The sequence below is a fragment of the Serratia microhaemolytica genome (assembly GCF_004011885.1).
Taxonomy (GTDB): Bacteria; Pseudomonadota; Gammaproteobacteria; order Enterobacterales; family Enterobacteriaceae; genus Serratia_G; species Serratia_G microhaemolytica.
In genome coordinates, this window is record NZ_SBEF01000008.1 from 86,533 (window position 1) to 102,397 (window position 15,865).

At 48.7% G+C, this 15,865-nt stretch carries 6 protein-coding genes; 1 reads left to right on the forward strand and 5 read right to left on the reverse strand.

Annotated features, from left to right (window positions below):
- Window positions 1-335 precede the first annotated feature (335 nt).
- Window positions 336-4,085, forward strand: coding sequence for an anti-phage defense-associated sirtuin Dsr1 (dsr1, locus tag EOJ37_RS05375; protein WP_127958609.1), 3,750 nt, complete (start codon window positions 336-338; stop codon window positions 4,083-4,085).
- A 253-nt stretch (window positions 4,086-4,338) separates the two neighbouring features.
- Here dsr1 and EOJ37_RS05380 read toward each other — a convergent pair whose 3' ends face one another.
- The 5 genes from EOJ37_RS05380 to EOJ37_RS05400 form a co-directional block, all read right to left on the reverse strand.
- Window positions 4,339-5,358 (reverse strand): arylesterase, encoded by a 1,020-nt coding sequence (locus tag EOJ37_RS05380; protein WP_127958611.1) that lies wholly within the window; start codon window positions 5,356-5,358, stop codon window positions 4,339-4,341.
- Window positions 5,355-13,184: a type I polyketide synthase gene (locus EOJ37_RS05385; protein ID WP_127958613.1), complete on the reverse strand. Its 7,830-nt coding sequence runs from the start codon at window positions 13,182-13,184 to the stop codon at window positions 5,355-5,357. Before EOJ37_RS05385 ends, EOJ37_RS05380 begins: the two co-directional genes overlap by 4 nt.
- 43 nt (window positions 13,185-13,227) lie before the next feature.
- On the reverse strand, window positions 13,228-14,055 hold the full coding sequence (locus EOJ37_RS05390) for a heme oxygenase-like domain-containing protein (RefSeq protein WP_127958615.1): 828 nt from the start codon (window positions 14,053-14,055) through the stop codon (window positions 13,228-13,230).
- Window positions 14,056-14,081: 26 nt separating this feature from the next.
- Window positions 14,082-14,492: a hypothetical protein gene (locus EOJ37_RS05395; RefSeq protein ID WP_127958617.1), complete on the reverse strand. Its 411-nt coding sequence runs from the start codon at window positions 14,490-14,492 to the stop codon at window positions 14,082-14,084.
- 521 nt (window positions 14,493-15,013) lie between these two features.
- On the reverse strand, window positions 15,014-15,865 hold an 852-nt coding region (locus tag EOJ37_RS05400), incomplete at its 5' end, for an autotransporter outer membrane beta-barrel domain-containing protein (RefSeq protein WP_127958619.1).

Genomic DNA, 15,865 nt, shown 5'->3' on the forward strand with positions numbered 1-15,865 from the left:
AATCATGTTGCTATCGCAGATTAGACCGCAAACCTTCCACACAACGCATAGCGTTCAATCTTAATTTTATGTTGATGCATCAACATACAAATACATCAATCAATTAACACAACTAAACATTACTGCACGATTTTGGTGATAAGATAGCCAGTTGCGGTATCATTATGCAGCAGAAGAATGGCGGTATTCAGTCAGAGAATTCTACTGTTAATTAACCCAAGATAACTGTTATCGCGCCTAAACCCAGCTCGAAACAGAACATTCAGTTGACTGATAATGTATCCGCTTCGTGCTCGTTCAACACAGTAAAAAGTTAAAGCTAACGAGGAGTAAATATGCAATTTATTGCTAATGGACCTGATATTCCGAATGAATTACTCCATGCACATGAAGAAGGAAATGTGATCTTTTTCTGTGGCGCAGGGATCTCCTATCCTGCTGGGCTACCCGGGTTCGAGAAGTTGGTAGAAAAGCTCTACGAGCTTAATGGAACATCATATGAGCACTCAAAATCTGAACAGTTTGCTTTCAACAGTAAGCAGTATGATGTCGCCCTGCATCAGCTTGAACAACGCCTGCCTGGTGGGCGTGACGAGATGCGAAAAAAGCTACTGGAGGCGTTGCAACCACAGCTTAACCGGCCTAACGCCATAGAAACACACCGAGCACTGTTAGATCTGGCTCGTAATCGTGATGGCAAACTGCGCTTGGTCACTACTAACTTTGACCGCCTGTTTCACCATGCAGTTGAAGCTACATTTTACGAATATGCTGCGCCACTGTTACCTGCTCCGAAAAAAAGCCAATGGGATGGATTAGTTTACCTACATGGTTTATTGCCTGAGAGGCCAAATAGCACCGATCTCAACCGTCTAGTGATTACCAGTGGTGATTTTGGTTTAGCTTATCTGACCGAGGGTTGGGCAGCACGTTTTGTTACCCGCTTATTTCGTGATTATACCGTCTGCTTTGTTGGTTACAGCATCAATGATCCGGTGCTGCGTTATATGATCGATGCCCTAGCGGCAGATCGGCTGCTAGGTGAACACTCCCCAAAAGCTTGGATTTTCAGTGATTGTGAACCCGAAGAAGAAGTCCAACAAACTGCACAATGGCAAAGCAAAGGAGTGACTCCAATCCTTTATTATGTTAAAGAAAATGATCACTCCTTACTACATCACACATTAAAACAGTGGGCTAATGTCTATCTTAATGGCATTAAAGCTAAAAAAGATATTATTCGCGAATATGTTAACTGTGATCCAAAGCAGAACACTCAAGAAGATAATTTTGTTGGACGAATGTTATGGGCATTATCTGATCGCTCAGGAGAACCAGCTAAATTTTTCGCTAATTTCACTCCCACCCCATCACTAAAGTGGTTAGCTGTTTTTACCGAAACATCGTTTGGACATCAGGATCTCCCCCTGTTTGGTATCACACCAAACAGCAGTGAAAATAGTCAGTTATCATTTAGTCTGATGAATCGCCCGGCATCTTATGACTGTGCACAGAGGATGCAGATAACCCATAATCAAAATACATCATGGGATAAAGTGATGGTTGAATTAGCAGACTGGTTATTAGACCATCTCAATGATCCACAGTTGTTACTCTGGGTGACCTCTCCAAACCATCAATTAGAGAACCGCTGGAAACAGCGACTCGAGGCAACATTAAAAGAACGGATAGAATGGCAGTACCAAGGTCACTCGGCCAAAATTGCTCAAATAAAGCAGCGAGCGCCCAATGCGATACCAGATGAGAAAATGCGCAAATTATGGCAATTGGTGATTAATGGCCAGGTGAACCCTAAACAGTATGATTATAAGTTACAGTTTTGGAAAAAACGTCTACAGCAAGAAGGACCAACAAATATCCTGCGTTTTGAATTGCGTCAATTACTTGCACCTAGAGTGTGTCTGCAAAAGTCAGATTATGGTAACGATCCTGTTAGAAAAAGCGTCGTATTAAACTGTGGTTATTATCAGATCAACTCGACACTGTCTGGCAACAATCCGCCACCATTGTCACCAATGCTGGAAGAGTTACAGCAATTACTGTGTGATGCTTTGGATCTGCTGCGTGAACTGGGTGATGCCGATGATCATCTGGAGAGCTATCTCCCCTCTATTTCAGCACATGAACAAAACGGAGAGTACCACGATTGGATAAACAAACAGTGGATGATCTTGATTGAACTACTGCGTGATGCCTGGCTAGCTTTGCTGAATGATGATAAAGCTAAAGCAGCGCGCATAGCTAACACATGGTTTACGCTACCTTATCCCACTTTTAAGCGTCTAGCGCTATTTGCAGCTAGTCAACACACAGGTATTAAAGCAAAGCAATGGATTGATCTGCTGCTAACAGAAGAGGCGTCTTGCTTATGGTCTCAAGCAACAAAACGTGAGGTACTGAGGCTGTTTGTACTACAGGGTCGGCGATTGACTAACACCCAACAACAGCGTTTGGAAAGCGCTATATTAAATGGACTACCAGAAAACATGCTATGCACTGGATGGTCGGAGAATCAGCGACAAGAGAACTCAGATTATGCTATCTGGCTGCGTTTAGCCAAATTAATATCTTCAGGCGTAACGCTTGGTGATTCTGCCATGGCTAAATTCGATGAACTCACTCATCGCTATCCAGAATGGCAATTAGCTGAGGATGAGAGGATGATAGGCAGCATTGCCGATGATAACCATCGCCGCAATATCAGTGTGGCACCAAGGAAACGAAAAGAGCTGGTGCAGTGGCTTAAAGATACTCCAGTTCAGAATAGATGGTCAGCGTTTAACAGAAATACATGGGCTGATGTCTGCCGCAAGCATCCGTTGAATAGTTTTTATGCGTTGCAGGATCTAGCTGATTCCGACATTTGGCCCATTGAACGATGGCGTGTTGCTCTTGAAAAATGGTGTGCAAAATATAAGGTAAAGCGCGTTTGGCGTCATGTTTCACTGTGGATAGTGTCAGCACCTGATGAAAAACTTAAAGATCTGCTCAGTGAACTGGCTTGGTGGTTAAAGGCAGTTGCCGAGTCTATCAGCAAATGCGAAGAGCTGGCTTTGCTAGCTCAACGTATTGTTGTTCTACTAAAGTCTATGGAGGACGGTGAACAGGAGAATAACGAGACTAACTTTGTTGATAGTGCCATTAATCGTCCTATCGGGCGAATAACACGGGCAATGATAAATTGTTACTTGAAAATCCACACTCCAAATGACGGCGACACACTGCCGACAGATATTAAAGTTTTTTTTACTCTATTGTGTGAACCATCGAAACAACAATTTCGCGATGCCCGTGTGTTGTTAGGGAGTGCTCTAATCGCTATTTTTCGTGTCGACAGTGAATGGACAAGGCAACACCTTTTGCCATTATTTAGTTGGGAAAACCCTGATGAAGCCAAAATGGTGTGGGCGGGTTTTCTGAGCACCGCACGCCTGTATCCACCCGTGCAGCTCGCATTGAAGCAAGATATGCTGGCAGCACGTAGCAAACATTATGATGCTCTTGGTAATCATGGCAAACAATTTGCGACATTCCTTACCTATGCGGCACTGGAGCGATTAGAGGGCCTCTCATTAGAAGAGTTCTGCCCTGTATTTGCAGCACTTCCGCCAGCAGGCTTAGAGGCATCAGCACAAGCCCTGCTGCAAGCCCTCGAAGGGGCAGATACACAACGGGAAGCATATTGGGAGAATCGCATTCAGCCATTCTGGCAACAGGTTTGGCCTAAAGATAAACATCTCAACACCCCATCGATGTCCTACTTATTGGCTCGTTTAGCGATAACTGCCCGGGAGGCATTCCCGGCAGCAATAGATGCAATCAACGGTTGGCTAGACAGAATCGAACCTGATAACTACCACGATATTATCTCTCTACTGCATGAAACGGATTTATGTAGCAGATTTCCTGATAAGGCACTCCAACTGCTTAATGGTGTCATCAGACAATCACCTTTTTTTCCTGAAGACCTAAGCCAGTGCTTAGATGATATCGGTAACGCAAATCCCTCACTCAAGACAACTCCCCGTTACCAGCAGTTGAAAAATTTTACGCCCATGGCGTAGTCTGATTCAAGGCAAAGTTGTTTGAACATGGAAGTGATGATTTTAATGAATAAGTTACTCAGCGGTGCCGTTAAGTTTATTCGCTATATCACGCTCTATGCCCTCTGTTCGGGCTTTACACTTTTTGCCTTGACCCCGCCCGCTGACAGGGCGGGTTTCCGTCGGCTGGCAGTCAATGATCTAATAACCAAACAACCTATCGAGGCTGTCTGGTTCTATTCCAGTAATGTGGGGGTAAAAGTAAGTCAATCGATCACTGCTGTGCTTGGCAAAGCAGTAAGCCGTTATCAAAAACACTGCCCATTATCACGTGCTTGCCAAGCGGTGCGGCAACACTTATCGCTGCCAATGCTCGGCCATCGCTTTGATAAAATATTTCTGCATCATGCAGTTCGCCGTGCGGGCTGATTTTTAACCGCCAGACCATTGATGGCGAACGTGCCTGAGGATCTTTTTGATATGCAGCCAGCTTTAATAACTGTGGATGTGCTGCTACCAATAACTGATCACCCTTCGGGATAATATTATCCACACCATGCAAGCCGGTTAAACGCCCTACCAACACAGGAGCCTTGCCGTTGGGATGCCATGCCCAGCTACTCACTGCGCCTGTGGTGGTTTCTGCCACATACAACAACCCGCGCTGTTGGTTGTAATAAATGCCATTGGCAAAATGCAGGCGATCAAGCAGGGTGTGCAGCCCGTGCTCATCCACCAACAGGACACGAGCAAGCGGTAAACGAAGGTAGTCTTCGAACCGCCCTGCCAGACCAGACCAATGATGATCACGCGTTAGCAACCAGCGTGATTGATCAATTACAGCTATATCGTTGATATTGTTGCCCACGCTGCGTGACATCGTAGGCTGATACGCCAGCCTCATCTCAGCACGGTCAAAGCGAAACACCTCGATATAATCTCCCTCAGGGCGATGATTCACCACATAGACCCACGTCTCGCCATCCTGTTGCCAAACATCGATGCCATGCGGGAAAAATGCCGTCGGATAATCGCCAGATAATCGCTGCGGTGTATCGCCCTGTTTGAGATAGTAAAGCGCACCCGATGTCTTGTGATACTGGTCAACGCTGCTCGCTAGTGCATCGCCGTGCGGTAAAGGCGCAATATCTTCAACACCTGGGATCGCGCCAATTTTCTGGCACTGTTCAGTGCCATGTTCTTCAACCTGGTAGAACACACCAGCATCAATCAATAGGTTAACGATAAATACCACTACCGCGCCGATCAGTAGTGCAGCGACCAGTTTTTTCATCTTTCCTCCATGTCCGCGACGGAATAACATTGCTGCCAGACCATTTCTGCCCCCTGTTCAGCCAATAGCTTGATTAAATCAACATATTGATCTAACAGAGTTGCTGCCCATTCCGCGCTAAAGTAACGCATCTGGTAATCCAGTTCCAGCGACAAGCCTTGTTGAGTTTCAAGCAGATTGATCATCAGCGGAAACTCGACTGCGCTAATCGGCAATAACGATAGACTGGCCTGCCACTGCTGCATCTCCGCCTGTGGCAGTTGCGGTTCAACATTAAAGGTCGCCAGCAGAGGCAATAAAGCCTGTTCACCGTGGAAACAATCCGACGGTAATGCAGCCTGTTCACGTTGGGTAAGGATACGCTGTTGTAGTGTGCTGGCGAGCGCTGAGAACGATGTCGCCGTAGCGCTGTCGATGCACAGTGGCAGTAGCCTAATGCACTCTCCCACCATGGTTTCACTATTTTCGAAATTGCGTCCGGCATCTGGCACTGCAACAGGCAGCAATGAGTGTCCAATCGCCTGCTCAAGTGCAACAATAAAGAGGGTATTTAATAGCACAACACGTGTGACACTCAGCGCTGCCGAGGCCTTACGCAACTCTCCAGCCAGTGCCGGATACGCCAATCGCCGCACTAAACGCTGCCCCTGATAGGTCAGTGTAGGTTCCAACAGTGGCAGATCGCTGGCTGGAACAAAACGGCGCGCAGGCAGTGCTGAGAGACGCTGCATTAATTCCACGCCACTGGCTCGCTTCTCAACTTGCAGAAACCGTAGATAGCTTGGCGCTGTACTCAATTTCGGCTGCTGTGCCAAAATCAGGGCATCATAAAGTTGCAGTAGTTCACGCAATATCACCATCAGTGACCAACCATCGAGCACGCTATGGTGTGCGGCAATCGCCAGTGTGGTTTTCTGCTGCTGGTGTAGCAATAACAGACGTGCCAACGGTGCCTTGGTGAGATCGAACGGACGGGCGGCAAACGCGCTGAGGCAAGTTGATGGTTCAGCGCTTTGTTCAGAGATATCAACAGAAGCTGTCGCTGACACCTGTAGTTGACCGGCATGGTTGAACTGCATACGCAGTGCTTCGTGGCGCTCACTGAGCAGAGACCAAGCGTTGCGTATCACATCAGCATCCAGTTGTTTTGGCGTTTCAATCACACCACCAATATTTCCTGCCACCAGCCCACTGTGATCTTGTGCCGCCAACAGCAAGAAGCGTTGCTGGCTATCGGCTGTAGCATAAGGGGTATCGGGGTGTAGTCCTGGCTCACCAAAGAAACCATCGACTCGCATGGCATTAACACACTGTTTTACCGTTGAAATAAATTGCTCAATGTCCTGCGCCGTGTGTGCAGTTGAGACAAAACAGTTACGCCCTTCCCAGATAAAGATGCCGCGCAACATCAGGTGATGGAACAGAATGTCGTAGTTACCACTGAATTTAAACCGAAACAGACTACCTGCCGAGACGATCTCAATCGGGGTACTGGTAGCCGCAAACCAGTTATTCAGCGATTGCGTGATATGTGCTGTCTTCTGGTTAATCTCGTCATACAGCTCAGGGTGCTGTTTGATGTATTCAAGTACCGCTTTGCTCGCCGCCATGGTCAGTGGGTGTTTGGAAAAGGTGCCGGCAAAAAAGATCAGTTCTGCCTGTGGCCAGGAGTCGTCACCATACTGCCAGAAGCCACCGTCGATGCTATCCATAAAGCGGCGTGAGCCGGCGATAACACCAATCGGCATCCCGCCACCGACGATTTTGCCGTAAGAAGCAATGTCGGCCTGAACACCGTAATAAGCCTGTGCGCCTCCCACGGCTAAACGAAAACCGGTGATCACCTCATCGAACATCAATGCAATGTTGTTATCTGCCGTCAGTTTGCGCAAAGCATGAAGATATTCACGTGGCTGATGATCCGGATAACGGCTCTGTACCGGTTCAACCACCACTACCGCCAGTTGTGACGCGTATTGGGCGATAAGTTCCAGACTCCTTTCACTACCGTAGTCGAGGACCAGCAGGTCATCTACCAGTGATTGCGGTGTTCCTGCTGCAATCGGTGTCGCGCGTTCTGGTGTTGTCCCCCCCTGCTGACGTCCTAGCATGCCGTCAAAAACACCATGATATGAGCCAGTGAACAGCGCCACTTTATTTTTCCCGGTCACCGCTCGTGCCAGGCGAACGGCACTCATCACCGCTTCAGAGCCTGAGTTACAAAATGCCACACGTTCTAGCCCAGTCAATTCACTAATCAGTGTGGCCACCTCACCGGCAAGCGCAGTTTGTGGACCAATCTGCATTCCTTGCGCCAATTGCTCCGCCAGCGCTTTCTGCACACACTCTGGTGTGTGTCCCAACAAGTTGCAACCAAAACCCATTGTAAAATCAATATATTCGTTACCATCGATATCCCAAATACGCGATCCTTGCGAGCGTTCTCCGACGATGGGGTAGAGCATCTCTTTGGTCGATAAACGGAATCCAGCGGAAGCACGGTTATCTGCCAATAGCGCTCGATATTGCTGAGCATTGCGTTTAGAACTGGCTGTTTTAGCAACCACCTGTTCGGTGAGCTGCGCCACATGCCGATCTCGTTCGCTACCCAAAGAGACTCTGTTGGTCTCTTTTTTAAACCAGCTATTGTGAGCCGAGGCTTTCACTGTTAACGCGGGAGCAGGCGTTGGCGTTGGCGTTGGCGTTGGCGTTGGCGTTGGCGTTGGCACAGATTGAACGCTGTCGGCAGCGGTTACCAGCGCGCTGGTCGGCTGGACGCTATTTTCAGCCCCGTGCAACAGGCTCATCTGTTGTGACATCAATGCCAACTGCTGTGAGATAAGGTCTAACTGTCGGTTCACCAGTTGTTGGGCCTCTGCTGTTGGTGGTCGCGTTGCCTCACGGCTGTTCGGTTCGCGCGGCTGTTGCCCCTGCTGTGTGTCTTCTGTGGCAGTTGCCGGTTGCACAAGTGCCTGTTGCTCTCGCTGCTGCTCAGTGGCGTGTTCCACCACATAGCGGATCACCGCCGCCAGTGTGTTAAGTTCCTCAAATAACGAACGTACCGGAATAATGACACCGTAGCGGTCTTTAATGGTATTGATGGCGTCGAGCAGCACCAACGAATCAGCACCCATCTCCAAGAAAGGCTGATTATCGTCCAGCGTTGCTGGATCTGTCGCAAGAAAACCAGCAATAATTCCTTTTATTTCATCAGATAATTGTTGTTTATTTGACATGATTTCCTCAGATACCGAGAGCGTTTGAGCTGGCTGCGCTGCTGGCAACCAATAACTTTTGCGATGGAACTGGATCCTAGGTAGCGTTAATGCGGTACGTTCTGTTGTGATATAGAGTTTTTGCCAATCAATGTCATGCCCTTGCTGCCATAAGCTGCCGAGCAGCATCAGGTATGATCGGTACTGGTGACGATGATCGCCTGCTGTCACTACCTGCTGCTGTCGATCAATCGCAGTGACAAACTTGCCCAGTGAGCTATCCGCACTCAAGTCAACAAAGGTGTGCGGCTGTTGTGCCATCAGATTCTGTATCCCTTGCAGGAAGTGTACCGGCTGGCGGATCTGTCGGCACCAGTAGTCAACATCCGTTTGGTCACACTGGTTGCCATCCAGATTGCTGTAGAACGGAATATCCCCCTTGGCAAAGCTGACATTATTGGCCAGCCACTGCTGCCAGGCTGCGAGCATCGGCTCCATCAATATGCTATGAAAAGCCGTGGTCGTTTTAATTTTACGCGCATGGCCACCCTGGGTCGCAATGGCGGCAAGGCAGCTATCAATCGCCGCACTGCTGCCAGCGATAGTGGTCAAGTTTGGGGTGTTGAAGGCAGCAATATCAATCGCTGCTGCCGATGCAGCAATTGCCGATCGCGCCTCAACTTCACCACCAAACAATACGGCCATCGCACCCGGCGCTGTCAGTGCTGACATCAACAGTGCGCGCTGGTGAACCATTGCCAGTCCATCATCCAGTGTGAGTTGCCCTGCAATCACTGCCGCGCAATACTCCCCTAAGCTGTGGCCGATGACTGCCGCCGGACGCACACCAAACTGCATTAGACTTTGTGCAAGCGCATAGCTGGTGGCAAACAGTGAGAGTTGGCAGGTTTTGGCACAGTGTTGCCAACGATCATCTTCGGCAAACAGTGCCTGTGTGATGTCGATCTGATAACGCTGTTGGATCGTCGCTGCCAGTGTGTCAAAACAGGCGCGATAGTGTGGCAGGTACTGATACAGTTCGACCGCCATGCCAATTTGCTGGGTTCCTTGCCCCGGGAATAGCCAAACTTGTGGCTGTTTGTTGCCACTCTTTTGCGGTGTGAGTGTTGCCAGACTGGCTGCCAACTGCTGTTGATCTGTGCCATAGGCCACCGCGCGATAGCGGGCGGCATCGTAACGGGTATTGACCAGACGACACCAGGTTGCACTGGCGTTCTCTGGCTGTGCCTGTAATCCCTCTAACAGCGCGTGTTGCTGTGCGTTAAAAGCATCGAGATCGTGGGAGCTAAGCAGTAATAGCTGATAGGGGCGCATCGGTTCCATGCGTGGCTCACCCGTTGGTGCATTGCGTAAGATCACATGCGCGTTGGTTCCACCAAAACCGAAACTGCTGACACCCGCATAGCGCTTGCCAGACGTCGAGTGCCATGCCACCGTTTTGTGCCCACTCACTTCAACCTTGCGACTGATAGCGGCAATATGCTGGTTTTTTTGCTGAAAATTGAGATGGGGAACATACTGTTGGTGATAGAGCATCAGTGCGGTTTTCACTAACCCTAGCACCCCGGCAGCCGCTTCCAGATGGCCAATATTGGTTTTAATCGATCCCACCAGCAGTGGCTGTGAACGTTGGCGATCTGCAAACACTGTTTCTAATGCCTGGTATTCAATCAGATCACCCAGTGCCGTTCCGGTGCCATGCGCTTCTATGTAGTCGATAGCGTCGCTATCAATGCCTGCCTCTGCCATGGCACAGCTAATCACTGCTTGTTGTGATGGCCCATTCGGCGCTGTAATGCCGTTGCTGCGCCCATCTTGGTTTAATGCGCTTGCTACCAGTGTGGCATAGATGCGATCACCGTCAGCCAATGCCTGTGCCAGTGGTTTCAGTAGTACAATGCCACACCCTTCACCACGCACATAACCATCAGCACTGGCATCGAAGGTTTTACAACGGCCATCTGGTGCTAACATCTGTGCTTCGCTAAATACTTTTTGCAGATGTGGGGTCAGTGCCAGATTCACGCCTCCGGCGATCGCCAGTGAGCATCGTCCAGCACGCAAGCTCTGTAGCGCACTGTCGATTGCAACAAGTGATGAAGAACATGCGGTATCAACCGCCATGCTCGGCCCCTTTAAATCGTACAGGTAAGAAATTCTGTTAGCTGCGATGCTGTGTGCATTGCCGAGACCACTGTATGCTGAAACGTTATCACCACAGGCCAGTGCATAGTCACTGGCACTGATGCCGATAAAAACGCCGGTATTGCTGCCACGCAATGATGAAGAGTGAAGACCAGCATCAGTGAGTGCCTGCTGTACCGTTTCCAGTAGCAGACGGTGCTGTGGATCGATATACAGCGCTTCACGCGGCGAGATGGCAAAATAACCAGCATCAAACTGGTCAATATGGGTGAAGAAGCTGCCGTTAGGATTAAAACCACGCAGGGTTTGCTGCTGCCAACGGTGTGCGGGGATCTCGGCTGTGGTGCTTTGCCCCTGCTGTAGTAGTGTCCACAATGCCTGTACGCCACTGTGTCCAGGCAGTTCAACCCCGATGCCGATCACCGCAATGTCATGTTGTGCCGTGGTAGCACTGACTGGCTGTTCGCTAATGGGCGCGATCAGCGAGGCCGCCAGTTTGTTAATCGTCGGGTAGTCATAAATGAGTGAAGGTGAGAGTTCGCGCTGTAGCTGTTGTTCCAGTTCACCAATAACGCTCACCGCCTGTAGTGAATTCAAACCAAAGCTGGTAAACGCATCATCCCATTGTGATTCGTTCACCGTGCGGTTAATCGCACTGGCGATAATGCTGGCGAGTAGTGCAGCCACACTGCGTACGGTCTGTTTCTCGTGTTGTCTATCATCAACCGGCGGCTGCGATGTTAATTGACGACTACGCCACTCCACCGTCAATGTCTGCTGTTGATAATGCTGTTTAGCGCGGGTGCGCTGCAATTTACCGCTGGTTGTGCGTGTTATTGCTTTACGCCCGACCAGAAGCAACTCATACAGGGTAATACCGTGATGTTCAGCCACCGCAGCACTGATGCGGGCAGCTAATCGCGCCATGTCCAAACCATTTTTGTTGCGTTCAGCCAGATTGAGCAGTGCCACTGGCTGTTCTGCTTCACTGGCAAACACGCATACCGTGGCATCAACGAGTAGCGGGTCGGCATGTCGAATGGTCTCCTCAATATCGCTTGGATAGTGATTGTGACCATTGACAATCAACAGCTCTTTGCGCCGCCCATTAACATATAACGCATCACCCTGTTGAAAACCGAGATCCCCGCTGCGCAGCCAGTGCGCTTGGCAACCCTCAATATGTGCCCGGAATGTCTCCGCTGTTGCCGCTGCATTGTTCCAGTATCCTGCCGCAACACTGGCACCACGCAGCCAGATCTCGCCGGTTTCACCTTCAGCCAGCCGTTGCCGACTATCCGGATCAACGATGGCTATCTCCATTTCCGGCTGTGCTTGCCCACAACTAACCACATGGGTTCCCGTAGCAACTTGCACCCCTTGCCCTTTGGCCATTCCGCTAACCATCAGTGTGCTTTCCGCCATGCCATAACAGGGCAATAACGCGTTGGCACGAAAACCGGCTGGTGCAAAGTACTCACTAAACTGACGCAGTGTTGCCGAGCGTATCGGTTCAGCACCACAAAAAGCCACGTCCCAAGATGAGAGGTCTAATCCCGCCATTTGCTGTTGGCTGATTTTGCGCAAACATAAATCGTAAGCGAAGTTAGGGCCTCCAGAAGTCGTTGCCTGGTATTCCGAAATCTGTTGCAACCAATTGAGTGGATTTTTGATTAACATCGTCGGCGACATCACCCGACAGGGAAATGCGCCAAATACTGGCTGCAACAAACCGCCAATCAACCCCATATCGTGGAAATGCGGTAGCCATATCATGCCGCGACTTTCACTGTGATGACCAAAATGGCGGTAGATCGCCGATGAATTCGCCCACAAGTTGCCATGTGTGACCATAACCCCCTTCGGCGATCCGGTCGAACCGGATGTGTATTGCAAGAACGCCAGTTCGCTTTCTGCCACGCTAACAGGAGTAAACTCAGCGGAGAAAGTGCGTTCGAGATGATGAACAGAATAGCCGCTTGGTAATGAGACATTACCAGTGTGTTCGAAAGTGAAAATAGTGGCAGACAGGCCGAGTTCCAGTCGAGATAATGTTTCCACGCCCTTGGCTGTAGTAACAATAAATTCGGTTTGCGCATCGCGTAACACTGTTACAACACTCTGCCATGCCTCTGTAGATGTTCTGACCGGCATCGGAACCGGTACGGCCACCATAGCGGCGTAGAGGCAGCCAAAGAACGCACCAATAAAATCCTCACCATCAGGATAGAGTAATATTACCCGATCACCACGTTGCCCAGATTGTATGAGCACATTGGCGAGTGATGCCGCGCGCTGATGTAATTGCTGATAGCTTTGGTGCTCTATTTCTTCAGCACCACGTAGAAATTCAAATACCGTCTTATCCGCATTTCGTACCGCTAGCTCAGGCAATAGTTGATTAAAGCAGCAATATCCTTTATTAATAAACTTATAAGACGGCATAAAACGTTGCTCTATATTTTAAAGTGTCATCAAATTGGCCAAACTATTTTCCTGCACGACCTGCCAGCAGGTCATTACAGAACTCGTTCCATACCTTCAACCACAGATCGACCCGCAGTTCAATTTCATCATAACGCTCTGGGGTGATGGCCTGGCAGAACAAGATCCATGCATCTTCAGAGTGACCATCCTCTATCGACTCTCCAGTTTCGCTCTCAACATGAATGCTATGGTACCCTTCAGTAATATCGATATCTGTCGCTTTACCAACGCTTCTTGCCCACGGTGTAGCAAAATCATGGAAGACGGTTTCCGCCACTGCCAGCAGTGCAACCAATTGTGTGTAATCGCCGTAAGTGCTCTCAAACGTTGCACGACAGGCAACTGAGCTGGACATCGGCAGCCAAGATTTTACCTCCTGTTCGGTCATACCCAGTTGTTCGATGGTATTAAAAAACTGCACATAGTGGGCTAAACCAGGCTGCCCACAATAGTTATTTTCACAATCTGTACCAGGCTGGAAGCCAAGTTCATCCATCAAATTAATTTGCAACAGAAAACGTGCAAACATTTTGGCTCGCGCGCCCAGGCGAGCTTCTAACTGTTTCGCCGCACTTAACGCTTCAATGACTGCATCAGTGAAAACCTGTGCAAATGCGTGATAAAACTCTAAATGAAACACTCGCATCTGTTGAAGATCAAATTCACCACTGTTCATTTTCGACAAAATCGAGTTTCTCATCAGAGGATGAGAGTGAACTTTATCAATCAACCGATTAGCAAATTGTCTATTCTCTTGATAAAGGTGTTTTTCAATAGTCGAAATAATAGAATCACGTCCCAATTGGCGACTGCTCAGTTGTGTCTTCATTTTTTACATCTCCGATATTTTACAGTTTACAGTGCGGCAATCCTGCCGATAGCCATTACAATCAAAGCAAATAATCCACAGCTGAACGGGATTACCTGTAAGTATTTAAAAGGTAAGTAAAAACATGATGCAATCAATAGCACAGGGATACCGATAGAAAGCACCATCATGCAGATCACAGCATAATATTTATAGAGGTAGGAAATTTGCAGTTCATCGATACACATGCCGTAGAGTATCGATATTAATGGCAACATAATAAACGCAATATGTGCCAGCCTTAACATTCTTCGGTTCAAGTCAGTATAATTTTCGTGTCCCTTGGGTGCAGGTAGTGGGCCTTTAAAGGCATACATTCCCATTATCCCTCCCATTAAAATACCGACCACAATACCACACCAACCAAAGGCAATCAGTATTGCACTGAGATTAGCCATTGTGTTTCTCCTTATGATTTAACAAAAACAAAAACTATTATTTTATTTTTTTAATAAAAATTTCACTAATCACAATTAAACTTACATAAAACAATTTTCACATAGAAAACTGCCAACAGGGTATATAATCACTCTGTGAAAATATAATATCAACAACATTAATGCAATAAGCCATCATCAATGAAATTATCACTGACAGCTTTATCATAATTTATTTTTAATTAATCGAAGTCACTTACCTCCCTGTTGATTACTATCTATCCAAGTCGATTAAGGTAAATATTTATACCGCTACACAGTGATACTACTTTACCGTAATCATCGGCGACAAAACTGGCCACGGGTAGATTATCAGTAATAGCCACCTCTACGCCATCACTATTCTTTAAATTAACACAAAATAGTGTTTAATACGGCGTTGAGTGCTCACCATACACTGAATCGTTTGGTTCTCACCTGTGTGTCTAGCGATTGCGTATCCTGGCACCCAATATCACCGGTGCCAGAAGTGGTCAGAACAATTAGAACTGATAACGCACACCCAGTGTGGCGGCGCTGTCGCTGTAACCGTGGTTGCCGATCTGCTGTGCCACGTTGCCCCAGAGGCTCAGTTGCCCGTTCAGCTTGCCGGTCATGCCCAGTTTGACTTCACCCATATTGGCTGCACCGCGTTGGCTGATCACCACACCGTCCAGATTGCTGGCGAAATCTTTGCTGTTGTGTACCCAGTTGGCTTCAATAAACGGTTGAAATGCCATCGCCTGTTCGTGAGCATGGCTGCGCTGTGCAAACAGTTTTAAGCCAACACGCGTTTGCAGATTTCCTTCACCTTCACCACGCACCCAGGTGCCATTGGCTTCGCGGTGGTCATCCGCCTCGACATTCATCCAGACCACTTGCGCCTGTGGCTGCAAGTACCAGCTCACTGTCTGGGCCGGGTTGTCACGCAGTTTGAAGCGGTAGCCGCTCTCCAGTGCGGCGCTGATGCCATCGGCGTCATACTGCTCCGATTGTAGACCCTGCCCGGATACCGTGTTATCAAACCAGCTATACTGCACCCAACCGTCCAGATAACCACCACTATTATCTATCGCATTGGCATACCAGGTGGCATACAGCCCCAGGTTGTAGCCGTCGACTTTGCCTTTGCTGTTGTAACCAGAAACCTGAGCAACGGTGCTGCTGCGGCTGTTGCCATAACCGGCCATGACCCCCATACGCAGGCGCTGCTGATCAAACTGCCAGCGGGCAACATCACCACCAAGCTGGATCACGTAACGGTTAGCCTGCGTTTTTAACTGCTGGCTGCTGTCGCGTGAGCGGTTGTGTGCGCCTTCGCTGCGTAACCACATGCTGGTGCTGCGCGCTTCGCC

Coding starts and splice junctions, on each gene's coding strand:
- dsr1 (WP_127958609.1), top strand. CDS start 336: ATGCAATTTATTGCTAATGGACCTGATATTCCGAATGAATTACTCCAT.
- EOJ37_RS05380 (WP_127958611.1), bottom strand. CDS start 5,358: ATGAAAAAACTGGTCGCTGCACTACTGATCGGCGCGGTAGTGGTATTT.
- EOJ37_RS05385 (WP_127958613.1), bottom strand. CDS start 13,184: ATGCCGTCTTATAAGTTTATTAATAAAGGATATTGCTGCTTTAATCAA.
- EOJ37_RS05390 (WP_127958615.1), bottom strand. CDS start 14,055: ATGAAGACACAACTGAGCAGTCGCCAATTGGGACGTGATTCTATTATT.
- EOJ37_RS05395 (WP_127958617.1), bottom strand. CDS start 14,492: ATGGCTAATCTCAGTGCAATACTGATTGCCTTTGGTTGGTGTGGTATT.